Source organism: Streptomyces sp. NPDC047453 (assembly GCF_040643155.1).
Lineage (GTDB): Bacteria > Actinomycetota > Actinomycetes > Streptomycetales > Streptomycetaceae > Streptomyces.
In genome coordinates, this window is record NZ_JBEYTS010000027.1 from 1 (window position 1) to 21,369 (window position 21,369).

General features: G+C 72.3%; 19 protein-coding genes and 2 pseudogenes. 15 read left to right on the forward strand and 6 right to left on the reverse strand.

Annotated elements, in window-relative coordinates:
* Positions 1-325: 325 nt before the first annotated feature.
* Positions 326-547, forward strand: a pseudogene (locus ABZ818_RS22960) (glycoside hydrolase family 15 protein); the annotation flags it as partial.
* Between the two features lie 235 nt (positions 548-782).
* On the opposite strand, the gene ABZ818_RS22965 reads toward ABZ818_RS22960, so the two are convergent.
* Complete coding sequence (locus tag ABZ818_RS22965; RefSeq protein WP_361417548.1) at positions 783-1,214, reverse strand: hypothetical protein; 432 nt, start codon at positions 1,212-1,214, stop codon at positions 783-785.
* Positions 1,215-1,509: 295 nt separating this feature from the next.
* Between ABZ818_RS22965 and ABZ818_RS22970 the strand changes: the two are divergent.
* From ABZ818_RS22970 to ABZ818_RS22990, 5 genes and pseudogenes are all read left to right on the forward strand, one after another.
* Positions 1,510-1,711 (forward strand): annotated as a pseudogene (locus ABZ818_RS22970) (IS5/IS1182 family transposase); the annotation flags it as partial.
* Positions 1,712-1,788: 77 nt separating this feature from the next.
* Complete coding sequence (locus ABZ818_RS22975) at positions 1,789-1,959, forward strand: hypothetical protein (protein ID WP_361417551.1); 171 nt, start codon at positions 1,789-1,791, stop codon at positions 1,957-1,959.
* Between the two features lie 773 nt (positions 1,960-2,732).
* Positions 2,733-3,152: an aspartate 1-decarboxylase gene (gene panD, locus ABZ818_RS22980; protein WP_361417554.1), complete on the forward strand. Its 420-nt coding sequence runs from the start codon at positions 2,733-2,735 to the stop codon at positions 3,150-3,152.
* 18 nt (positions 3,153-3,170) lie between these two features.
* Positions 3,171-3,515, forward strand: a complete 345-nt coding sequence (locus ABZ818_RS22985; protein ID WP_361417557.1) for a GNAT family N-acetyltransferase — start codon at positions 3,171-3,173, stop codon at positions 3,513-3,515.
* A gap of 7 nt (positions 3,516-3,522) precedes the next feature.
* Complete coding sequence (locus ABZ818_RS22990; RefSeq protein WP_361417560.1) at positions 3,523-4,191, forward strand: aspartate/glutamate racemase family protein; 669 nt, start codon at positions 3,523-3,525, stop codon at positions 4,189-4,191.
* 742 nt (positions 4,192-4,933) lie between these two features.
* Here the strand turns inward: ABZ818_RS22990 and gndA are convergent.
* Together gndA and ABZ818_RS23000 are read right to left on the reverse strand one after the other, a co-directional pair.
* The gene (gene gndA, locus ABZ818_RS22995; protein ID WP_361417563.1) at positions 4,934-6,373 is read right to left on the reverse strand and encodes an NADP-dependent phosphogluconate dehydrogenase; all 1,440 of its coding nucleotides are present in this window, start codon (positions 6,371-6,373) and stop codon (positions 4,934-4,936) included.
* Entirely contained in the window at positions 6,370-6,567 is a 198-nt protein-coding gene (locus ABZ818_RS23000; RefSeq protein ID WP_361417566.1) for a hypothetical protein, read from the reverse strand. Before ABZ818_RS23000 ends, gndA begins: the two co-directional genes overlap by 4 nt.
* A 228-nt stretch (positions 6,568-6,795) precedes the next feature.
* Between ABZ818_RS23000 and ABZ818_RS23005 the strand changes: the two genes are divergently transcribed.
* A complete protein-coding gene (locus ABZ818_RS23005) occupies positions 6,796-7,965 on the forward strand; it encodes a transglycosylase family protein (RefSeq protein WP_361417569.1) in 1,170 nt (389 codons plus the stop codon).
* Positions 7,966-8,049: 84 nt separating this feature from the next.
* Here the strand turns inward: ABZ818_RS23005 and ABZ818_RS23010 are convergent, their stop codons facing one another.
* Positions 8,050-9,186, reverse strand: a complete 1,137-nt coding sequence (locus tag ABZ818_RS23010; protein WP_361417572.1) for a DMT family transporter — start codon at positions 9,184-9,186, stop codon at positions 8,050-8,052.
* 241 nt (positions 9,187-9,427) lie between these two features.
* Between ABZ818_RS23010 and ABZ818_RS23015 the strand changes: the two genes are divergently transcribed.
* The 6 genes from ABZ818_RS23015 to ABZ818_RS23040 all read left to right on the forward strand — a co-directional run bounded on the left by ABZ818_RS23015 (position 9,428) and on the right by ABZ818_RS23040 (position 18,216).
* Positions 9,428-10,171, forward strand: coding sequence for a (2Fe-2S)-binding protein (locus ABZ818_RS23015; RefSeq protein ID WP_361417575.1), 744 nt, complete (start codon positions 9,428-9,430; stop codon positions 10,169-10,171).
* A gap of 40 nt (positions 10,172-10,211) precedes the next feature.
* Positions 10,212-11,363 carry a glycogen synthase gene (glgA, locus tag ABZ818_RS23020; protein ID WP_361417579.1) on the forward strand — a complete coding sequence of 384 codons (1,152 nt, stop codon included), beginning with the start codon at positions 10,212-10,214 and terminating at the stop codon, positions 11,361-11,363.
* A 57-nt stretch (positions 11,364-11,420) separates the two neighbouring features.
* Positions 11,421-12,641 (forward strand): glucose-1-phosphate adenylyltransferase, encoded by a 1,221-nt coding sequence (glgC, locus tag ABZ818_RS23025; RefSeq protein ID WP_361417582.1) that lies wholly within the window; start codon positions 11,421-11,423, stop codon positions 12,639-12,641.
* 138 nt (positions 12,642-12,779) lie between these two features.
* Entirely contained in the window at positions 12,780-15,110 is a 2,331-nt protein-coding gene (locus ABZ818_RS23030) for a GH92 family glycosyl hydrolase (RefSeq protein WP_361417585.1), read from the forward strand.
* Positions 15,111-15,278: 168 nt separating this feature from the next.
* Complete coding sequence (locus ABZ818_RS23035) at positions 15,279-16,637, forward strand: wax ester/triacylglycerol synthase family O-acyltransferase (RefSeq protein ID WP_361417825.1); 1,359 nt, start codon at positions 15,279-15,281, stop codon at positions 16,635-16,637.
* 103 nt (positions 16,638-16,740) lie between these two features.
* Positions 16,741-18,216, forward strand: a complete 1,476-nt coding sequence (locus tag ABZ818_RS23040; protein ID WP_361417588.1) for an SDR family NAD(P)-dependent oxidoreductase — start codon at positions 16,741-16,743, stop codon at positions 18,214-18,216.
* A 43-nt stretch (positions 18,217-18,259) separates the two neighbouring features.
* Here ABZ818_RS23040 and ABZ818_RS23045 read toward each other — a convergent pair whose 3' ends face one another.
* Positions 18,260-18,688, reverse strand: coding sequence for a hypothetical protein (locus ABZ818_RS23045; RefSeq protein ID WP_361417591.1), 429 nt, complete (start codon positions 18,686-18,688; stop codon positions 18,260-18,262).
* A 443-nt stretch (positions 18,689-19,131) separates the two neighbouring features.
* On the opposite strand from ABZ818_RS23045, the gene ABZ818_RS23050 reads away from it, so the two are divergent.
* Complete coding sequence (locus tag ABZ818_RS23050) at positions 19,132-19,305, forward strand: hypothetical protein (protein WP_141355952.1); 174 nt, start codon at positions 19,132-19,134, stop codon at positions 19,303-19,305.
* A 54-nt stretch (positions 19,306-19,359) separates the two neighbouring features.
* Positions 19,360-19,842 carry a GNAT family N-acetyltransferase gene (locus ABZ818_RS23055; RefSeq protein WP_361417594.1) on the forward strand — a complete coding sequence of 161 codons (483 nt, stop codon included), beginning with the start codon at positions 19,360-19,362 and terminating at the stop codon, positions 19,840-19,842.
* Between the two features lie 71 nt (positions 19,843-19,913).
* Here the strand turns inward: ABZ818_RS23055 and ABZ818_RS23060 are convergent, their stop codons facing one another.
* Positions 19,914-21,266, reverse strand: a complete 1,353-nt coding sequence (locus ABZ818_RS23060; RefSeq protein WP_361417597.1) for an amidase — start codon at positions 21,264-21,266, stop codon at positions 19,914-19,916.
* Positions 21,267-21,369 lie beyond the last annotated feature (103 nt).

A 21,369-nucleotide genomic window follows, 5' to 3' on the forward strand; every position in this document is an offset into this window, starting at 1 on the left:
TCGGCCAGCACGTAGGAGGCGTATGGCACGAGCAGCGTCAGCCCGATCTGCAGAGTCGGGTCCCCCAGCAGGTCCAGCACCTTGTTCGTGCCCCATCGACGGTCTGTGACTGTGGTGCTGCCTCGTGTGATCGACAGGCAGGTGACCGCCAGAGCTAGTTCGATGGTGGGGAAGGGGGGTGCTGACGTGGCCGGCTGGTTCTCCCGAGAACGTGACCCAGGTGACCCGGGTGCTGGACCTGAGCGCAGGGGCACTCGTTGCGTGCGTTGAGGCTGATGTTGAGGAAGGTGAGACCGGCGCTGCGGGCGGCCCGGCTCATGTGGGCCTCGGGATGGGCTTCACCGAGGAAGCCGCTGCATTCACGGACTGGATGGGCGACCGCGTCCGGGAACAACCCGGTGTGGGAGGACATCCCCTGAAGGTCATGTATCGGGTGGACGGCTCAGGGGATCTGGGGGAGGAGACGCTGGATCATTGGGAAGGCTACCGGGCATCAGCCCCGGTACGCATTGGCAACGGCGCCGCCGACCAACTGCAACTCGACATGTCAGATCGTCCAGGCCGGCGGCCGCATGCCCCATGTCCGCCTCCTCTGCCGGCTCCGGGAACACCAGGGCGCACGGCGGGCGACAGAACCGCATCCCGAGGACACCCTCGCGCAACACCGTCGGGCAGGCCCGCACCGCTTGAGGAACTGGAGGCCGAATGGCTGAAGCTGACGCTGCCCGTCTTCGGAGGTGCGGTGCTGAGACGTCCGTAGGGCACGAAAGGCGCCGCATTCCCTACGACTTCAAGCGATAATTCGGGGGAAAGAACTGCACTGCCCACCGGCGGAAGTGGAAAATTTCGCTGCCCGCATGCGATCGGAGGATGTCGACCGTCCTCCTGACTTCGTTCTTACCCCGGACCGGAATGAAGATCAGCCATTTGCCCTGACTCAAGGCCTCACAGTGGACCGCCAGCGTTTCGCTTTCGTAGCCCCCGTGCTGCAGCCGACGCATGAGGCGGCCGAGCAGCCCATGAGACGTTCCCCTGTTGTCCAGAATCCGCCGCCCCTCCGGACCCTTGAGCACGTTCACTTCCGCCAGATTGATCCCGGCTTGTTCCAAGTCATGACAGGTAGCCGTATACCGGTCCTCGTCATCCAGAACGGCGGCCACACGCTTCATGGGATAGAGGTAGAAGCGCTCTTCGTTCATCCGCGGCTGACCCACATGACCCACCTTCCTTTCGCCTCTTATCGAGCGTGACGAACCAAACCGCATTCTTCAGGATCGCGGGAGCACGGTGAGAACCCGGACAACGTGATCCCGAATTTCCTCCGTGAAGCTCCGGAGGAAATGTTCCGTATTGCTCGTCGATGACTTCACCATCGAGCGTAATACGTTCTCCCGCTTTTTCGTATCCCGCGCCCGGACGTGCAGGGAGTTCCGCAAGGAACGAAACCATGGCCGGGCGCGGAGCGCGTCCTGGCAGATCCGTCCAGGTGACCGCCTGAGTCCACGGCGGAAAGCCGCCCGCACCCACGGCATCATCGACGTCCTCACTGAGGCGGGCCTGGCCTGCTGGGTGGACAAGGGTTACCAAGGCGCGGGCAGCGTCATTCGGGTGCCCTTTCGCGGCGTGGTGGGATCGCCTTTCGGCAGGTCAACGCGCGGTCAACGCCGTGCACGCCCGCATCCGGGCCCTCGGCGAGCAGGCCATGGCCACCCGCCCGAGCAGACCTACGTCTGCATGTGGTCGCACGGCCGCGACGCACGCAAGCACTTGCACATCGCGGTCCAGCCGGTGACCGCCGAGGTGCGAGCCCGCTACGGCGGGCTGCGCTCTGAGCAGCTCCAGGCCCGGATGCTGGCGGACGGTGAGGAGCCGGACATCACGGATGTCGAGCAGTTCTGCGAGCGGGCTCGCGAGCTGTTCCGAGCGATCACCGACAGCAGCATCGAAGACCGCAGCTGATAACCGGTGCCGGGCCGACACCACGGCGCAGTCGGGCGAGCATGCCCGAGGAAGCGCTGCAGTCTTCTACACCGCGCACCCTCAACGTGAAGCGATACGAGCCCTGCGACGGCGGCTCTCAGACGTCGTCTGCCGAGCCCTTCTCAACCACGCCCGCATCCTCACCGACCGCTCATCTCTCCAACAAGCAGCCTGATTGACATAGGAGCAAGTGGACGCAACCGCTGAGTACCGGAATCGCCTCTGGGCATACGTCGCGGAAAACGTCACCTCTGACACCACGCGAGAACTGCTTATCGCGAACGTCGAGGACTTAGGTCCTTGGCGATCACCGCACTCGCCTCACCCAGGGCGAACCGCTCCGCCGCCTGGATCCGTAACCCTTCGCGGAACTGCTGGCGTTCGGCGGTCAGCCCGCCCCCTTGTGGAAACTGCATGCCCCGGTGATACCGCAGCAGACGACCCGCCGTCAGTCCCTACGACACCACGAGTGCAATTTCGGTAGCACCTTGCTCTGGTTCCCTCGACTTACCTGATGAGTCATCAGGTAAGTCAGCATCCAATCAGCATTAGACCGGGACAGTCTTCCGTACCTGCTCCTGGCCGACGGCTCCGCGGCAGCTTGATTCGCGCAGATCGCGCAGGTGAGAAGCCTGCTCGCCACGGCGCACGATGTTGTGGAAAGTCTTCGAGTCGAAGGCACGCCGATGTACAGTGAACGACGCCCCTGACCTGCAGAAAGCTGGCAGGGAGCCGTCCTACAGGAGTCCAAAGTGCTGCGAACTTTGATCAAGTCCAAGATCCACCGCGCCACCGTCACCCAGGCCGACCTGCACTACGTGGGATCCGTGACCATTGACGCGGACCTGCTCGACGCCGCCGATCTGCTGCCCGGTGAGCTCGTCCACATCGTCGACGTCACCAATGGCGCCCGGTTGGAGACGTACGTCATCGAGGGGGAGCGCGGGTCCGGGGTCGTCGGGATCAACGGGGCAGCCGCACATCTCGTGCACCCCGGAGACCTGGTGATCATCATCAGCTACGCCCAGGTCACCGACGCCGAGGCGCGGGCCCTTCAGCCGCGGGTTGTCCACGTCGACGCGGACAACCGTATGGTGGCGCTCGGCGCCGACGCCTCCGAGCCGGTGCCGGGTTCCGACCAGGAGCGCAGCCCGCAGGCCGTATCGAGCTGACCGACCAGGAGCGTGACCGTGAGCGACATCGAGATCCGCGACGACCGGACGGCGGGACGCCTCGAGGCAGTGGAGGGCGGTGCGGTCGTCGGCCGCATCGAGTACTTCGTCCTCGAACGGCCCAGGCGCGCGATGGTAGCCGTGCACACGATCGTGGAGCCGGCCCGCGAGGGCCGGGGCATCGCGGGCTCGCTGACGCGCGAGCTGTACGCCATCGCCGGGCGCGAGGGCGCCGCCGTGACCCCGCTCTGTTCGTACGTCGTCAAGTGGGCCGAACGCCACCGCGACGAGGCCCCGGCGGCCGACCCCGAGCTGCTGGGTGCCGCGCGGGAGTGGCTCGCGGCGCATCCGGAAAGGTTCTGAGCGGCCGATGCTCGCCCTGCTGCACACCTCGCCGGTGCACGTCCCGGTCTTCGACGCGCTGCGCGACGAGACCCACCCCGGCCTCCGGCTACGGCACTTCGTCGACGAGGAGCTGCTGCGCCGGGCCCGCCGAGAAGGTCCGGCGGCGGTGACGGACGCGGTGGGGGCGGTGCTTGGCAGGGCGGTCGCCGAGGGCGCCAGGGCGGTCCTGTGCACCTGCTCGACCCTCGGGGGCGTCGCGGAGGAGGCGGGGACGGCGCAGCTCGCCGTGCCGGTGCTGCGGGTGGACCGCCCCATGGCGGCCGCCGCGGTCGCCGCCGGGCCGCGGGTGGTCCTCCTCGCGGCGCTGGCGAGCACCCTCGCGCCGACCACCGTGCTCATCGAGGAGGAGGCCCGCCGCGCCGGGCGCACCGTCACCGTCCGCCCCGTGGTCGTCGACGCCGCATGGTCCCGCTTCGAGGCCGGCGACAACGAGGGATACGTGCGGGAGGTGGTCACCGTGGCCGACCGGGTCACCGACGTCGACGCGATCGTCCTCGCCCAGGCCTCGATGGCTCCCGCCCAGCACCTCACGACGACCGCGGTCCCCGTCCTCTCCAGCCCGCGACCGGGCTTCGAGGCAGCGGCACGCGCGGCACGACATGGCCCCGCCCGACCGCTCGACACCCTCGCGTAGCCGAACAGGCCGCCCGTCACCCATGGGTCCGCCCGGATGCTCGCCGTGCCCCCGTCGGGTGACTGGTGGCGCGGGGGTCGGGTAGGTGGGGGAGTAGTCCAGAGCCGATGTCGACCGACTGGCCGGAGGACGCCATGACCGACCCGTACCCGGACCCCACCTCGCCCTCACCCATGCCGGGTCCGGACCCCCAGCATCCGCAGCCGCAACCGCACCCCGTGCCCACACCGGAGCCGCCCCCGGTCCCGGAGCCCCCTCCGGCACCAGGGCCGCCGCCGGGCCCACCACCCGGTCCTGGCCCGACCCCGCCTCCCGCGCCTCCGCCCCCGCCGCCAGGCCCCGGCCCGATCCCGCCCACGCCCCCGGGCCCGATCCCCAGCCCGCCGCCCAGTCCTCTGCCTCCGGAGCCCCCGCCGTCCCCGATCCCGCCGGGCCCGGAGCCGGTCCCGAACCCGGAGCCGGGACCACCCCTGACCTGACGCCTGACCCGGCCTCGGGATCTGACCCGGCCTCGGGACCGGACCTGGCCCCCTGACCTGACGTCCGACCTGACCCGGGACCCGGTCCGCCCCCGGTACCGACCCGACCCCGGTACCGCCCAGGCGTACCCGCCCCTCGCCCCGCCCGCGAACGAAGGAAAACGAAGGAAGACGGTGGGCGGCTCCCCAGCCGCCCACCGTCTTCTGCCTGCTACGCAGCTACTCCCGTACTCCCGGCCGAGGCGGCCGGCGAAGCGGAACCTCTACGCCGTCACCTCCGACCGGTCCCCGCCCCACAGCGTGTGGAAGGAGCCGTCCTGGTCCACCCGCCGGTACGTGTGCGCCCCGAAGAAGTCCCGCTGCCCCTGGGTGAGCGCGGCGGGCAGCCGCTCGGCGCGCAGGGCGTCGTAGTACGCGAGGGCGGCCGAGAAGCCGGGGGCCGGCACGCCCTGCCGGGTCGCGGCGACCAGGACCTCGCGCCAGTCGTCCTGGGCCGCCGCGATCTCCTGGGCGAAGGTGTCGTCGGACAGCAGGCTCGGCAGGTCCGGGCGGGCGTCGTAAGCCGCGCGGATCCGGTCCAGGAAGGCCGCGCGGATGATGCAGCCGCCGCGCCAGATGGCGGAGACCGCGCCGAGGTCGATGTCCCAGCCGTACTCCGCGCTGCCGGCGGCGATCTCGTGGAAGCCCTGGGTGTAGGACACGATCTTCGAGGCGTACAGCGCCTGTTCCACCCGGTCGGCGAAGGCGCCCGCCTCCGACTCGCTCAGCGGGGACGCCTTCGGGCCCGCCAGTCCGCGCGAGGCCTCCCGCAGGTCGGCGTGGCCCGACAGGGAACGGGCGAAGACCGCCTCCGCGATGCCCGAGACCGGCACGCCCAGGTCGAGGGCGATCTGGACCGTCCAGCGGCCGGTGCCCTTCTGCTCGGCCTGGTCCACCACCACGTCCACGAACGGCTTGCCGGTCGCCGCGTCCACGTGGGACAGGACCTCCGCCGTGATCTCGATCAGGTACGAGTCGAGCCGGCCCGTGTTCCAGGTGCGGAAGATCTCCGCGATCTGCGCGGGGGAGTATCCGGCCACGTCGCGCAGCAACTGGTACGCCTCGCCGATCAGCTGCATGTCGGCGTACTCGATGCCGTTGTGCACCATCTTCACGAAGTGCCCGGCGCCGTCGGGGCCGACGTGCGTGACGCACGGCGCGCCGTCCTTCGCCTTCGCGGAGATCTTCTCCAGCATCGGACCGAGCGACTGGTACGACTCCTTCGAGCCGCCCGGCATGATGCTCGGCCCGTGCAGCGCGCCCTCCTCGCCGCCGGAGATCCCGGTGCCCACGAAGTGGATGCCCTGCTCGCGTAGCTCGCGCTCCCGGCGCCGGGTGTCCGCGAAGTGCGCGTTGCCGCCGTCGATGATCATGTCGCCGGGCTCCAGCAGCGGGGCGAACTCCTGGATCACCGCGTCGGTCGGTTCGCCGGCCTTCACCATGATGACCAGGCGGCGCGGCCGCTCCAGGGCCGCCACGAACTCCTTCGCGGTCTCGGCCGCGACGAAGTCCCCCTCGTGCCCGAACTCCTCGACCAGGGCGTGCGTCCGGGCCACCGTCCGGTTGTGCAGTGCGACCGCGTAGCCGTTGCGCGCGAAATTGCGGGCGAGGTTGCGGCCCATGACCGCGAGTCCCGTGACGCCGATCTGGGCTGTAGTGCTCATACCGCCTGCTCCTCGAAAATCCGGTGAATCATCAAGTGGGACGCTGGGGCCCCGCCGCCGGTGCCGTCGGCCGGTCCGCCGCCAGTGCCGCCGTCGGTGCCGCTGACGGCCGGTCCGCCGCCGGTTCCGCCGTCGGTCTCGTCGTCGGCCTTCCGTCCGTCGCGCCGTCCGTGCCCGCCAGTATCGCCGTTCATACTCTTTCGACCATCCTGACGTGCCGGTACGGCGCGCGCATATCCGGACCCGGCACCCTTCCATACGCGCCGTGGGGGCCCAGTGGCTCAGCGCACGGCCCGCGGGTCCGGCCAATCAGGCGCCGCAACCGGCCAGTTGGAGTGACGAACCGGCCGATAGCCGTCTTGTCACGGCCTGTTCGCGGCGGTTACTTTCGCCCCTCCTGACGCATGTCGAAGGGGCTTGAGATGGCCGTACGCGGCCGGCACCGCCGGTACCAGCCGAACAGGATCAACCGCGCCTCGCTCACCGTCACGGCGGGCGGCGCCGGGATGGCCATTCCGCTCATCGGCGCCGGAGCCGCGCACGCCGCCGACGCCTCCACCTGGAACAAGGTGGCGGCCTGCGAGTCGAGCGGCAGTTGGCACATCAACACAGGCAACGGCTACTACGGCGGGCTCCAGTTCACCCGCTCCACCTGGGAGGCGTACGGCGGGACGCGGTACGCGCACCGCGCGGACCTGGCCACCCGGGACCAGCAGATCGCCGTCGCGGAGAAGGTGCTCGACGGGCAGGGACCCGGTGCCTGGCCGGTGTGCTCGACCCGGGCCGGTCTCGCCCGCGGCGGCGGCGCCCCCGACGTCCATCCGGACACGGCCGGGCAGCGGACCGTGCGCAGTGCGAAGAGCTCCGTCCGCGAGGTCGACGTACGGCCGCAGACCGCGCCGCAGGCGCGGGCGGGCAGCGCCGAGATGTACAAGGTGGTCCGCGGCGACACCCTCTCCGGCATCGCCGAGGAGCGTCATGTCCCCGGCGGATGGCGGCAGTTGTACGCCGCCAACCGCTCGACCGTGGGCGCCGACCCGAACCTGATCCAGCCGGGTCAGCGGCTGGCCGTGCCCAAGTCGCGTACGACGGCCGAGCCGCACCGCAAGCCGTCCACCGCCACGCGCCCCGCCAGAGAGGCCAAGCCCGCCGTCGGCACGCCCAAGTCCCGGCCCCACGCCACTCCGCACACCCTCGTCGCCCCCGTCGGCGGCAGCGTCGGCACGCCCTACCACGCGACCGGCGCCCACTGGTCGAAGGGCTACCACACGGGCGTCGACTTCGAGGTCCCCACCGGCACCTCGGTGAAGGCGGCCGCGGCCGGCCGGGTGGTCAGCGCGGGCTGGGGCGGCGCCTACGGCTACCAGGTGGTCATCCGGCACGCCGACGGCCACTACACGCAGTACGGCCACCTGTCGGCGATATCCGTGCGGGCCGGGCAGTCGGTCGCCGCCGGGCGCGGCATCGGCCGCTCGGGGGCCACGGGCAACGTCACCGGACCGCATCTGCACTTCGAGGTGCGCACGGGGCCCGGCTTCGGCACCGACGTCGACCCGCTCGCCTATCTGCGGGCCCGCGGCGTCACGATCTGACCCGCCGCAACAGGACCGGGACCCGTATCCAGAGTCGGACCCGTGTCCGCACCCGGACCCGTACCCAGGTCAGGGCGCCGGAGGTCAGGATCCGACGCGGGACTCCTGCCGGTCGGCCACGGGCACCGGGACGCAGGGGCTCGCGTAGAACTGCCCGCCGTAGCACGGGGCACCGTAGAACAGACCGAGGATGAGCGGCGGTTCGCCCTGCGCGGGGTGCTCCTGGCGCGCCGACGGTGGGACCGGGACGACGACCGCGTCCACCCGCACGCCCCGCCCGGAGGCCCCGGACGCCTCGGCGGGCAGCGCCACCTCGACAGACAACACCGCCTCGGCGGGCGACGCCTCCCCGGCGGGCATCTGGCCGGTCCCGGTCACCACGACCGGAGCCGTACGCTCGATGCGCTCGGTCGTCAGCAGGATCAGCCCGCCCGCGGCCACCACACCGCAGCCGAGGGCGAGCACGGTGCCCGTCGTGCCGTAGCGGAAGGTCTCGCCGAACAGCGTGAGCCCGGCCGCGGCCGCCATCACCGGGTTCACCACCGTCAGCGTGGCCAGCGGCGCCGCCAGGCCACCGCCCCGGTACGACGCCTGCGACAGCAGGATCCCGGCCGTGGCCAGGACGCCTATCGCGGCCAGGGACGGCAGTTCCGACGCCGCGATCCCCTCGGTGAAGTCGACCGTGACGGACTTGGTGAACACCGAGGACATGCCGAAGGCGATGCCGGAGCCGGTGGCGAGCAGCACGCTGCGCACCGCCGGATGCCGGTGCGCCGCCCGGCCCGCGACCGTGAGCGCCCCGACCACACCGGCGGTCACCACGGCCAGGCCCCCGCGCTGCGCGGTGGTCAGCGACTGGGCCTCGGAGGTGCCCACCAGGGACAGCAGACCCGCGAGCCCCACCGTCGCCATGATCGCGCCGCGCCAGGCGGCGGCGCCGGCCCGCCGGCCGACGAACAGCGCCGCCATCGGCAGCGCGAACACGATGGTCAGGGCACCCAGCGGCTGCACCAGGCTGAGCGGGCCGCAGGCCAGGGCCACCACGTGCAGCAGCCCGCCGAGACCGTTCAGCATCAGCGCCGCCCACCAGGCGGGCCGGCGCAGCGGCGCGTACCGCTCGCCGGGGGAGGACACCGCGACCCGCTCCTGGACGATCGCACCGCCGGCGTAGGCCACGGCGGACACGAAGGACAGCAGCACGGACAGCGCGAGGGCGCTCATGAGCTGCACCTCCGCGTGGGGCTGGGGCGGCGACCCCGGCGCGACGAACGGTCGGCTTCCATGGTTGACCACCCTGCCGTGCCGATCGCCTCGCGTCGTCGTCCCTGAGCAGTCAATAGGTCCTACTGCCGATGGAGTACGCCCCGCCCTCCGTCCTCCCCTGGGTGGGCGACAGAGGACGCGGAGTCCCTGCCGGAACCCCTTGCGCACCGCCCGACGGGCCTTGGTACTACTGCTTCCCGTGAACCTCGCCCCCGGCCTCGCCGCACTGAACGACCTCGGCGGCTTCTTCGTCCTGCGCACGGGCGCCCCGCCGCACCGGCCGCTGCCCACCCTCGCCCAGGCCTACGCCGCGCCCGCCGCCGACCCCGACCGGCATCCCCTAGTGGTTCGGGTCCGCCGGGTCGCCGACGGCATCGGCGCCCCCGAAGCCCGGGTCGCCGCCTCGGTCGCGCACCAGGCGCTCGCCGCCCGGCTGTGGTCGGCCGCGCTCGGCTGCGCCGTGCTGTACGGGCGGCTCCCCGACCTGGACGCCCGCCTGATCCGCTGGGACCCCGCCGGCAGCGCCCCGGACGACCTGTGGCTCACCGAGGTGCGCGCCCGCCCGGCGGACCCGGAGACGCTCGCGGACGTCGTCCTGCACGGGCACCTCGAACCCCTCGCGGCCGCCCTGCGCGCCCGGTACCGCCTCGCACCCGGGCTGCTGCGGGGCAACGTGGCCTCCGCGCTGGCGGCCGCGGCACGCCTGCTGGAGAGCCGGGCGCGCGACAGCGGCCGTACCGCGGCCGGCGACCACGCCCGGGAGCTGGCCGCCGGGCTCCTCGCCCATCCCCTCCTCGCCGGTGCCGGCACGCTGACCGGCGCCGGCACCGGCTTCCGGCGGCGCAGTTGCTGCCTCTACTACCGCGTCCCGGGCGGCGGCCTCTGCGGGGATTGCTGCTTCACCCGGGTGCCGGGCTCTTCCCCACGGGCCGCATCTGAGTGACCATGAAGGCGACCGGCCGCTTCGGACCAGGGGGTTGCGGGTGCGCGTGGGACTACTGACCCGGGAGTACCCGCCGGACGTGTACGGCGGTGCGGGCGTCCACGTCGAGTTCCTCGCGCGGGAACTCGGACCGCTGGTGGACCTGGAGGTGCACTGCTGGGGCGAGGGCCGCGCCGACGGCGTCGTACGCCACCGTCCCTGGACCGCGCTGGACGGCGCCAACGACGCGCTGCGCACCTTCTCCGTCGACCTCGCCATGGCCGCCGTGCTCCAGGACCGCGAACTCGTCCACTCCCACACCTGGTACGCCAACCTCGCCGGTCACCTCGGCAAACTGCTGTACGGCGTGCCGCATGTGATGACCGCGCACTCCCTGGAGCCCCTGCGCCCCTGGAAGGCCGAACAGCTCGGTGGGGGCTACGCCCTGTCCGGCTGGGCCGAGCGCACCGCGATCGAGTCCGCCGACGCGGTCGTCGCGGTCTCCGGCGCCATGCGCGAGGACATCCTCGGCTGCTACCCGGCGCTCGACCCGGCCCGGGTGCACGTCATCCACAACGGCATCGACACCACCCTCTACCGGCCGGACCACGGCACGGACGCCCTCGACCGCGTCGGCCTCGACCCGGACCGCCCGTACGTGCTGTTCGTCGGCCGCATCACCCGGCAGAAGGGCGTGCCCCATCTGCTGCGGGCGGTACGGGACATCGACCCGGCCGCGCAGGTGGTGCTGTGCGCGGGGGCGCCCGACACACCGGAGATCGATCAGGAGTTCCGGGACCTCTACCAGGAGCTGAGCCGGACCCGCGACGGCGTGCACTGGATTCCGCGGATGATGCCGCGCCCGGACGTGATCCAGCTCCTCACCCACGCCGCCGTCTTCGTCTGCCCCTCGGTCTACGAGCCGCTGGGCATCGTCAACCTGGAGGCGATGGCGTGCGGCACGCCCGTCGTGGCCTCCCGGGTCGGCGGGATCCCCGAGGTGGTCGACGACGGCCGGACGGGGGTACTCGTGCCGGTGGACGACGGTTTCGAGACCGGGCTCGCCCGCGCACTCGACACGGTGCTCGCGGACCGGGACGGCGCCCGCCGCATGGGTGAGGCCGGACGACGGCGCGCGGTGGAGGAGTTCGGCTGGGACGCGGTCGCCCGGCGCACCGTGCGGCTCTACGAGGAGATCCTCGGACAGGCTTAGGGCTCTATCCCTCCTGCTCAGGTGCAGGAGGGAGGCAACCTGGTGAGGGGAGCGGCCATGCGTCGTGGTGGACCTTCGGTCCTCGGGATCGTCCTCGCGGGCGGAGAGGGCAAACGGCTGATGCCGCTGACCGCGGACCGCGCGAAACCAGCGGTCACGTTCGGCGGCACCTACCGGCTCGTCGACTTCGTCCTGTCCAACCTCGTCAACGGCGACATCCTGCGCATCTGCGTGCTGACCCAGTACAAGTCGCACTCGCTGGACCGGCACATCACCACCACGTGGCGGATGTCCAGCCTGCTCGGCAACTACATCACCCCGGTCCCCGCCCAACAGCGGCTCGGACCCCGCTGGTACCTGGGCAGCGCCGACGCGATCCTTCAGTCGCTCAACCTGATCCACGACGAACAGCCCGAATACGTAGCGGTGTTCGGTGCCGACCACGTCTACCGCATGGACCCGCGGCAGATGCTCAAGGAGCACATCGAGGGCGGCGCGGGCGTGACGGTCGCGGGCATCCGGGTGCCGCGCGCCGAGTCGTCGTCGTTCGGGGTGATCACCCCCGGTTCGGACGGGCAGACCGTGCAGCGCTTCCTGGAGAAGCCCGCCGACCCTCCGGGGCTGCCCGAGGACCCGCAGAGCGTCTTCGCCTCCATGGGCAACTACGTGTTCTCCACCAAGGTGCTGATCGAGGCACTTCAGCGGGACGCGGAGGACGACCGGTCGGTGCACGACATGGGCGGCTCGATCCTGCCCCAGCTCACCGCCTGCGGCGAGGCGCAGTTGTACGACTTCGGCGCCAACCACGTGCCCGGCGAGACCAGCCGCGACCAGGGCTACTGGCGGGACGTCGGCACGCTCGACGCGTACTACGAGGCCCATATGGACCTGATCGCCGAGCGCCCCGCGTTCAACCTCTACAACCGCGACTGGCCGATCTACACCCACTCGGGTCAGCTCTCGCCGGCCCGGTTCAACGCGGGCGGGATCGCGGGCGAGTCCATCATCAGCGCCGGCTGCCTGATCCGCGGGCAGGTCACCCGCTCCGTGCTGTCGCCGGGTGTCCGGGTCGACCCGGGCGCGGTCGTCCAGGGCTCGGTGCTGCACGACAACGTCCGGGTGGGCCGGGGCGCCATCGTGCGCGGCGCGGTCCTGGACAAGAACGTCGAAGTGCCGCCCGGCGCGACGATCGGCGTCAACCCCGAGCGGGACGCCGAGCTGTACACCGTCTCCCAGGGCGGTGTGATCGCCCTCGGCAAGGGGCAGCTGGTCCCGTAGCCCGACGCGACGCGTCCGGGGCCCCGCACGGGGCGCCGATCCGCGACGCGTCGCGCGCGACACCCGCCGGTTGCCGGGCTGACCGGCCTTCAGACCGGATCATGCAGGCAGTGACGTCTCCTTCGGAGGTCTTCCTGCATGAGATGGACCCGGCGCCCGCGCCTGTGCGCGGCGGGGGCGGTGGCAGCGTTCGCGCTGACCGCCGCTCCCGTCGCCGCACCGGCCGCCGAAGCGCGCGACGACCGGCTCACCGATCTGGTCGACCCGTTCATCGGCACCGCGAACGAGGGCAACACCTTCCCCGGCGCGGCCGTGCCCTTCGGCATGGTGCAGCTCTCGCCGGACACCGGCCACAGCACCGGTTACGACCACGGCCAGGACCGCGTCCGCGGCTTCTCCCTGGTCCACCTCTCCGGCGTCGGCTGCCGCATCGGCGGCGACCTGCCGGTGCTGCCGACCACCGGTGACGTCACTCGGACGGACTACGCGAAGTACGCGGCCGCCTTCAGCCACGACACCGAGCGGGCGAGCCCCGGCTACTACCGCGTCGGCCTGTCCTCCGGTACCGGCGGTATCGGCGCCGAACTGACCGCGAGCGCGCGCACCGGGGTGCAGCGCTACACCTTCCCGGCCACCGGCAAGGCCAACATCCTGCTCAACGCGGCCCAGGCGCTGCACAAGCCGGTCGCCGCGAAGGTGGAGGTCCTGGACGACCGCACCGTGCGGACGGCGATCACGGGCCGCGGCTTCTGCCGGGACACCCGGCCCTACACGGTCTACACCGTCACCCGCTTCGACCGCCCGTTCACGGCGTACGGCACCTGGGACGGCACCAGGGTCACGGCGGGGTCCAGAATCGGACACGGCGGCGCCTACGTCCGCTTCGACACCACCGAGGACCGCACGGTGGAGGCGACGACCGCGCTGTCCTACGTCGACGCGGCCGGCGCGGCGGGCAACCTGGCGGCGGAGGGCGGCCGTTCCTTTGACGCGGTGCGCGGCGCTGCCCGGCGGTCCTGGGAGAGGCGGCTGGCCGACGTACGCGTCCGGGGCGGCGACGCGGTCCTGCGCCGCACGTTCTACTCGGCGCTGTACCACTCGTTCCTGGCGCCGAACACCGGCAGCGACGCCGACGGCCGCTACACCGGCTGGGACGGGCGGATCCACCGCGCGCGGGGTTTCACCTACTACCAGAACTGGTCGCTGTGGGACACCTACCGCACCCAGGCCCCGTTGCTGGCCCTGCTCGCGCCGCGCGAGTCCCGGGACATGGCGATCTCGGTGATCAGAGTCGCCGAGGAGAGCGGCTGGCTGCCCAAGTGGGGCTACGGCACCGTCGAGACGAACGTCATGACCGGCGACCCGGTCACCCCGTTCCTGACCAACGCCTACCAGCAGGGCCTGCTGAAGGGCTATGAGGAGCGGGCCTACCGGGCGCTGAGGCGGAACGCCGACGGGGTGCCGCCCGCCGACTCCCCGGCCGTGGGCCGCGACGCCAACCGCGACTACCTCGCCCGCGGCTACGTCCCGTACCGCAAGGGCCACGAGCCCGCGAAGCCCGGCCACTCCGACTACGCGTTCGGCGCGTCGGCGACCCTGGAGTACGCCCTCTCGGACGCGATGCTCGCCCGGATGGCCCGCGCCCTCGGCCACCACGGGGACGCCGCGCGGTACGCCGCCCGCTCCCGCGCCTACCGCGAGCTGTTCGACCCCGCCACCGGCTTCTTCCGCGCCCGTGACGTCTCCGGCGCCTTCATCGGACCGGCGGACCCGGCCCGTGGCGTCGGCTTCCACGAGGGCACGTCCTGGCAGTACCAGTGGCTGGTGCCGCACGACCTGCCCGGCCTGGTGCGCCTGATCGGCGGCCGGCGCGCCGCCAACGCGCGGCTCGACGCGTTCTTCGCCTACCCCGACCTGCTGAAGGACCTGGAGAGCACCGTCCGCGAGACCTGGGTCAGCGGGCCGTACGCCTACTACGACGCCGACAAGTACAACCCGATGAACGAGCCGGACCTCGCCGCGCCGTACACCTACCTGTCGACGGGGCAGCCGTGGAAGACCACCGACGTGGTGCACGCCGCGCTGACCCTGTTCACCGACGAGCCGGCCGGGCTGAGCGGGAACGACGACCTGGGCACCATGTCCGCCTGGAAGGTGCTGGCCTCCATCGGCCTGTTCCCCGTCCAGCCCGGCTGTCCCACCTGGGGCCTGTCCACGCCCGTCTTCGAACGTGTCGACCTGCGCCTGGACCGCGGCTACTACCCGCGCGGCGGCCTCACCATCACGGCGCCGGGCACCTCGCGCAAGGACCGGTACATCCAGTCGGTCCGGGCCGGCGGAGCACCGTACGACCGGACGTATCTGACCACCCGCGCCCTGCGGTCGCTCGGCACCCTGAGCTACACCGTGGGACCCCGGCCCTCGGCGTGGGGCACGTCCGCGCAGGCCGCGCCACCCGCCCTGCGGTGACACCTGCGGCGGCCCCGAAGTGACCTCAAAGGCCCCATGTGTCCCACCCCTTTCTTCAGGGGTCCGACTTAATCTGTTGTTAACTGAGAGTAGCTTGATCGTACTTGACTGTAATCAGTCGAGGGCGGTTGACTGCGTACCCACCCACCGCCGATGCGAGGCAAGCCATTGACTCCCGACCTGCTCGCTCCCCTCGACCTGGCGTTCTGGAACATCGAGTCCGCCGACCACCCCATGCACCTCGGCGCCCTCGGCGTCTTCTCCGCCCACTCGCCGACCGCCGGCGCGCACGCGGCCGACCTGCTCGCCGCCCGCGCGGCCGCCGTGCCCGGCCTGCGCATGCGGATCCGGGACGTGTGGCGGCCGCTCGACCTGCGCCGGCCCCTTGCCCAGGCGCTGCGCCCGCTCGGCTTCGGCGGCGCCGCCCGTGAACCCGACCCCGGCTTCGACCCGCTCCACCACGTCCGGCTGCACGCCCCGGCCACGGACTTCCACGCCGAGGCCGGCCGGCTCATGCAGCGCCCGCTGGCACGCAACCGCCCGCCCTGGGAGGCGCACGTGCTGCCGGGCGAGGACGGCGTCTCCTTCGCCGTGCTGTTCAAGTTCCACCACGCCCTCGCCGACGGCCTGCGCGCCCTGACCCTCGCCGCGGCCGTTCTGGACCCCATGGACGTGCCCACCTCGCGGCCCCGTCCGGCCGCGCCCGCACGCGGTCCGCTGCCCGACGTCCGCAAGCTGCCCGAGGCGCTGCGCGGCGCCCTGTCCGACGTGGGCCGCGCCCTGGACATCGGTGCCTCGGTCGCCCGCTCGTCCCTCGCCACCCGGTCCACCCCGGCGCTCACCGCCGAGCCCACCGGAACCCGCCGCACCGCCGGCGCGGTCGTCGACATCGACGATGTGCACCTGGTCCGCAAGGCCGTCGGCGGCACCGTCAACGACGTGCTGATCGCGGTCGTCGCCGGCGCCCTGCGGCGCTGGCTCGACGAGCGCGGCGAGGGCACCGAGGGGATCGCGCCCCGCGCCCTGATCCCGGTCTCCAGGCGCCGCCCGCGCACCGCCCACCCGCAGGGCAACCGGCTCTCCGGCTACCTGATGGAACTCCCCGTCGGCGACCCGGACCCGCTGCGCCGGCTCGGCGCCGTCCGCACCGCCATGGACCGCAACAAGGACGCCGGGCCCAACCGGGGCGCGGGCGCCGTCGCGCTGCTCGCCGACCACGTGCCCGCCCTCGGCCACCGGCTCGGCGGACCGCTGGTCGCCCAGGCCGCCCGGCTGTGGTTCGACATCCTGGTCACCAGCGTGCCGCTGCCCGGCATCGGCCTGAAACTGGGCGGCCATCCGCTGGCCGAGGTCTACCCCTTCGCGCCGCTGGCCCGCGGCCAGTCCCTGGCCGTCGCGATCTCCACCTACCGCGGCCAGGTCCACTACGGGCTCGTCGCCGACGCGCGGGCCGTGCCCGACCTGAACCGGCTCGCCCGGGCCGTGACCGAGGAGGTGGAGACCCTGATCACGGTCTGTGGACCCTGATCACCGCGGTTTGGCCCGGGGGCCCGGCGCTGCCGTAAAATCCCCTGTTCGAAAGCGGACGCGAGTCGGAGCGCCGCACGGGTGATCAGGGAACGGCAGCGCGATGACGGTGACAGACGAAGGCTCGACGGCCACGGACGAAGTGGTGTACGGGCCCGGTATCGACCCCGAACGCCTCGCCGTGTGCCTCGGCGTGCTCAAGGAACTCGACGGGATCGAGGTGGACCACCCGGACGCCGTCGCTGTGCGCCGGGCCACCTCGCACATCTACCGCACGGTGAAGCAGCGCCGCCGCCAGGAGCGCCGGGCCGCCAAGACCGCGAACGACAAGGCGGTCACGGAGGCCACGGCCACCGGCTCCGCCCAGCGCATCGACGACGAGACCGAGGGCATCCTGCCCTCGTCCGCGACGCGGGAGGGGCAGATCGCGGGCATACTCCAGCGCCCGCGCTCCTGCTACGTCTGCAAGACCCGCTATGTCGAGGTCGACTACTTCTACCACCAACTCTGCCCGCGGTGCGCCGACGAGAACCGCAACCGCAGGGACGCCCGCGCCGACCTCACGGGCAAGCGCGCCCTGCTCACCGGCGGCCGCGCCAAGATCGGCATGTACATCGCGCTGCGGCTGCTGCGCGACGGCGCGCACACCACGATCACGACCCGCTTCCCCAACGACGCCATCCGCCGCTTCAAGGCCCAGCCCGACAGCGGCGAGTGGATCCACCGGCTGAAGATCGTCGGCATCGACCTGCGCGACCCGGCCCAGGTGGTGGCCCTGGCCGACTCGGTCGCCGCCGAGGGACCGCTGGACATCCTGATCAACAACGCCGCCCAGACCGTACGGCGCTCCCCGCAGGCCTACAGCGAGCTGGTCGCCGCCGAGTCGGCCCCGCTGCCGGCCGGTGAGCTGCCCGCGGCCGAGGTGATCGGCACGTTCGGCTCGGGGGCGGTCGCGGAGCTGCCGGTGGCGGGTGGCGGCGCGCTCACCGCCCAGGACGTCACCGACCTGGCACTGGTCTCCGGCTCGGCGTCCCTGGAGCGGATCGCGGCGGGCACGGCCATCGACGCCGGCGGTCTCGTGCCCGACCTGCACGACACCAACAGCTGGATCCAGGCGGTGGAGGACGTCACGCCGGTGGAGCTGCTGGAGGTCCAGCTGTGCAACTCGACGGCACCCTTCATCCTGATCAGCCGGCTGCGCCCGGCGATGGCGGCCGCCGCGGCCCGCCGCACCTACATCGTGAACGTCTCCGCCATGGAGGGTGTGTTCAACCGCGGCTACAAGGGCGCGGGCCACCCGCACACCAACATGGCCAAGGCCGCCCTGAACATGCTCACGCGCACCAGCGCCGAGGAGATGTTCCAGAAGGACCGCATCCTGATGACGGCCGTCGACACCGGCTGGATCACGGACGAGCGTCCGCACCCCGACAAGGTCCGCCTCGCGGAGGCCGGCTTCCACGCCCCGCTCGACCTGGTGGACGGCGCCGCCCGCGTCTACGACCCGATCGTCCGCGGCGAGGAGGGTGAGGACCTGTACGGCGTCTTCCTCAAGGACTACGCGCCGGGCAAGTGGTGAACCGCTGGGGCGGCTCTCCGGCCGGCCCCGTTCCGACGTCGTGTCAGTCCACGGTCCGCAGCCGGTAGTTGCCTGCCGCGAGCAGCTCCAGGACCGTGCGCCAGTCCTCCAGGACGCCGGCGTCGAAACCGGTGGCGCCGGCCTCCTCGGCCGCCTGGCGCAGCGACAGCGCGTCCTCGTCGGACTCGTCGGGCAGACGGCCGTCGGTGGACGCCGCGTGCCGCCGTACGAGGCGGGAGACGCGCTCGCCGAGCAGCGCGTGCACCGCGTCCGCAGCCGGGTCGGACGCACCGGTTCCGCCACCCGGCCGCAACAGTCGGCCGATGCCGTGGACCAGGCCCGCCACCTGGAGCTCCTTGTCGGCCGGATGATGCCGGCGCAGCAGGGCGGCGGTGCGCAGGGCGTGGGCGCGGGCATCGGGCGGGCAGGCGTACAGCAGGTCCATGAGTTCCTCGGCGCTGCGCAGCTCCATGCGTCGGTCCTCCCGCGAGAAAGCCGTCGTGGTGGGTCAGCAGATCATGGCGAGCTTGCGGCGCGGCCAACGGAACCTGAACGGTCCCACGGGTGTGCCGGGTAGCCCTCAGGGATGAATCCCACCCGGCACATGATGCGACAAATCGCCCTGTAAGTGGTCCAATCAACACGCGCGACGTCAGATAGTTACCTGCTCTTTGCAGCCCCATCGAGCAGGGGGCCGCTCATTTGGTTAATCTGGGGTGGACGGACAGCGACTAGGGGTTCCATCCACACCCATGGTCCGTCCCGGGGCAAGCCGGTGCACCACGGCCTGCTCGCACCTCAGTTGCCGACGCCACCGCGTCCGAGATGCATACCAACCAGACCCGAGCGGGCTTGGGCGGCGCGGTGCGTACCGGCCGCATGCCCCGAGGGTGACCGACACATAAGGAGTGCGCGGTGACACCGGAGAAGACGAATCGCGAGCAGCGCCCCAACGAACGCACGGAGCGCGCGGGCCGACGGCCCGCGGACCTGGGCAGCCTCGACGTGTGGGCCCGCTCGGCCCCGATCCGCCTGGCGGGCTACGAGGACGACCTGGCCGAGCCGCACATCCTGCCCAGCGTGGACTGACCGGCGGGAACCCGTCGCGATCGCCGACCGCATGGGCGTGCCAGACTCACGCCCATGCTGATCAGAGAAGCCGCGGCCGAGGACTGGCCGCGGATCTGGCCCTTCTGGCACCGGATCGTCGCCGCGGCCGAGACCTACGCCTGGGGCCCGGACACCTCCGAGGAGGATGCCCGGGCCCTGTGGATGAGCCCCGCCAAACGCGTGTACGTCGCCGAGGACGACACCGGGGCGGTCGTCGGCTCCGCCTACGTCACCCCCAACTACGGCGGTCCCGCGGCCGGCGTCGCCAACGCGGGCTTCATGGTCGACCCCGACCAGGCCGGACGCGGCATCGGCCGCGCCCTGGCCGAACACGTCCTCGAGGCCGCGACGGCCGCCGGTTACCGGGCGATGGTCTTCAACGCCGTAGTGGAGACCAACCCCGCCGTCGGGCTGTGGACCTCGCTCGGCTTCCGGATCCTCGGCACGGTGCCGGAGGCGTTCGAGCACCCCCGGCACGGCCTGGTGGGCCTGCACATCATGTACCGGGCCCTCTAGAACGGGCTTCTCTGGAGCGGCCCCTCTGGAACGGGCCCCTCTGGACCGGGCCCCGCGAGTCCGGGTCGGCCCTACGCGTCCGGCGGCAGGTCCGCCGTCCGGGTCCACGGGCGCAGCCGCTCGATCTCCTCCGCCAGGTTCAGCAGGTCCGCCTCCGAGCCCGGACGGCCCACCAGTTGAACGGCGCACGGGGCGCCCGAGGGCAGCGTGCCGAACGGCACCGCCATCGCGGGCCATCCGGTCAGGTTCCACGGCGGGGTCATCGGCGAGTAGGAAGTGTCGGCCAGTACATTGCTCAGCCAGCCCCGCTCGTGCCAGGGCCCGGCCTGCGGGGAGCGGCGGGCCAGCGCGGGGGTGAGCAGCACGTCGTACTCGGCGAAGAACGGCTCCATCCGCCGCCGCAGCGCCTCCCGTCGCGTATCCGCGCGCACCCCCTTCAGGAACCGCCGCCCCACGGCGGCATGCACCCGGGTGCGCCGGGACAGCCGCCGCGGGTCCAGACCCGCGGCGTCCACGGCCGTGCCCGCGGTCCAGTGCCGCAGAGCCGTCACGCCCAGCGACATCGGATACGGCGGCTCGGCCCGGCGCACCCGGTGACCGGCCCCCGCCAGCAACCGCGCCGCGTCCCGGGTGGCAACGGCGTAGGGCCTGCTCACGCCCACCCCGGCGAGCGGGCTGCGCACGGACACGGCGACCGTGCGCGGGGCCGCCTCCCGACCGCGTACGGCCTCCGTGCCGGCCAGCACGGAGAGCATCAGCCGCGCGTCCTCGACGGTCGTGGCGAGCGGCCCGTTCTCGGCCATGCCGAACCAGTCGCCTTCGCCGATGCCGGCGGGCACCACCCCGTGGCCCGGCTTGACGGTGACCAGGCCGCAGTTGGCGGCCGGGATGCGCAGCGAGCCCATGCCGTCGTTGCCGAGGGCGATCGGGACCATGCCGGCGGCGACCGCCGCCGCGCTGCCGCCCGAGGAGCCGCCCGCGTTCCGGGTGGTGTCCCACGGGTTGCGGGTGGTGCCGTGGACGCTCTCCGTGGTGCCGAAGACGCACAGCTCGGGCACGTTCGTCAACCCGACGACCACCGCGCCCGCCGCCCGCAGCCGGGCCACCGTGACATGGTCGTCGACGGCCGGCGTGTCCGAGGTCGCCGCCGAACCCACGCGGCTGGACTCGCCCCGCACCACCAGGTTGTCCTTGACGGCCACCGGCACACCCGCGAGCGGCAGTCCGGCCAGATCGCCGCGGGCGGCCACCTCGTCGGCCTCCTCGAGCGCGGGCTCGGCACGGACGGTGCGGAAGGCGCCGACGCGGCCGTCGAGCCGCTCGATGCGGGCGAGGTGCTCGGCCACCACCTCGCGGGGTGTGACCCGCCTCTCTCGTACGGCGGCGGCGATCTCGGCGGCACTGCGGCCGGCCCAGCTGGTCACGGGCGCTCCTCGGATGGGGGACGGGCGGTTTCGTACTCGCGGGTACGCAGGGAGAACTGTGCCCGGCGACGGGTGCCGCGTCGAGAGGCCGCCCGCCGCGGAA

Bases quoted from the DNA above. Each gene is read 5' to 3' on its own strand.
- ABZ818_RS22990 (WP_361417560.1), top strand. From the start codon at position 3,523: ATGCTCGCCCTGCTGCACACCTCGCCGGTGCACGTCCCGGTCTTCGAC.
- gndA (WP_361417563.1), bottom strand. From the start codon at position 6,373: ATGAGCACTACAGCCCAGATCGGCGTCACGGGACTCGCGGTCATGGGC.
- ABZ818_RS23000 (WP_361417566.1), bottom strand. From the start codon at position 6,567: ATGAACGGCGATACTGGCGGGCACGGACGGCGCGACGGACGGAAGGCC.
- ABZ818_RS23005 (WP_361417569.1), top strand. From the start codon at position 6,796: ATGGCCGTACGCGGCCGGCACCGCCGGTACCAGCCGAACAGGATCAAC.
- ABZ818_RS23010 (WP_361417572.1), bottom strand. From the start codon at position 9,186: ATGAGCGCCCTCGCGCTGTCCGTGCTGCTGTCCTTCGTGTCCGCCGTG.
- glgC (WP_361417582.1), top strand. From the start codon at position 11,421: ATGCGTCGTGGTGGACCTTCGGTCCTCGGGATCGTCCTCGCGGGCGGA.
- ABZ818_RS23030 (WP_361417585.1), top strand. From the start codon at position 12,780: ATGAGATGGACCCGGCGCCCGCGCCTGTGCGCGGCGGGGGCGGTGGCA.
- ABZ818_RS23040 (WP_361417588.1), top strand. From the start codon at position 16,741: ATGACGGTGACAGACGAAGGCTCGACGGCCACGGACGAAGTGGTGTAC.
- ABZ818_RS23045 (WP_361417591.1), bottom strand. From the start codon at position 18,688: ATGGAGCTGCGCAGCGCCGAGGAACTCATGGACCTGCTGTACGCCTGC.
- ABZ818_RS23055 (WP_361417594.1), top strand. From the start codon at position 19,360: ATGCTGATCAGAGAAGCCGCGGCCGAGGACTGGCCGCGGATCTGGCCC.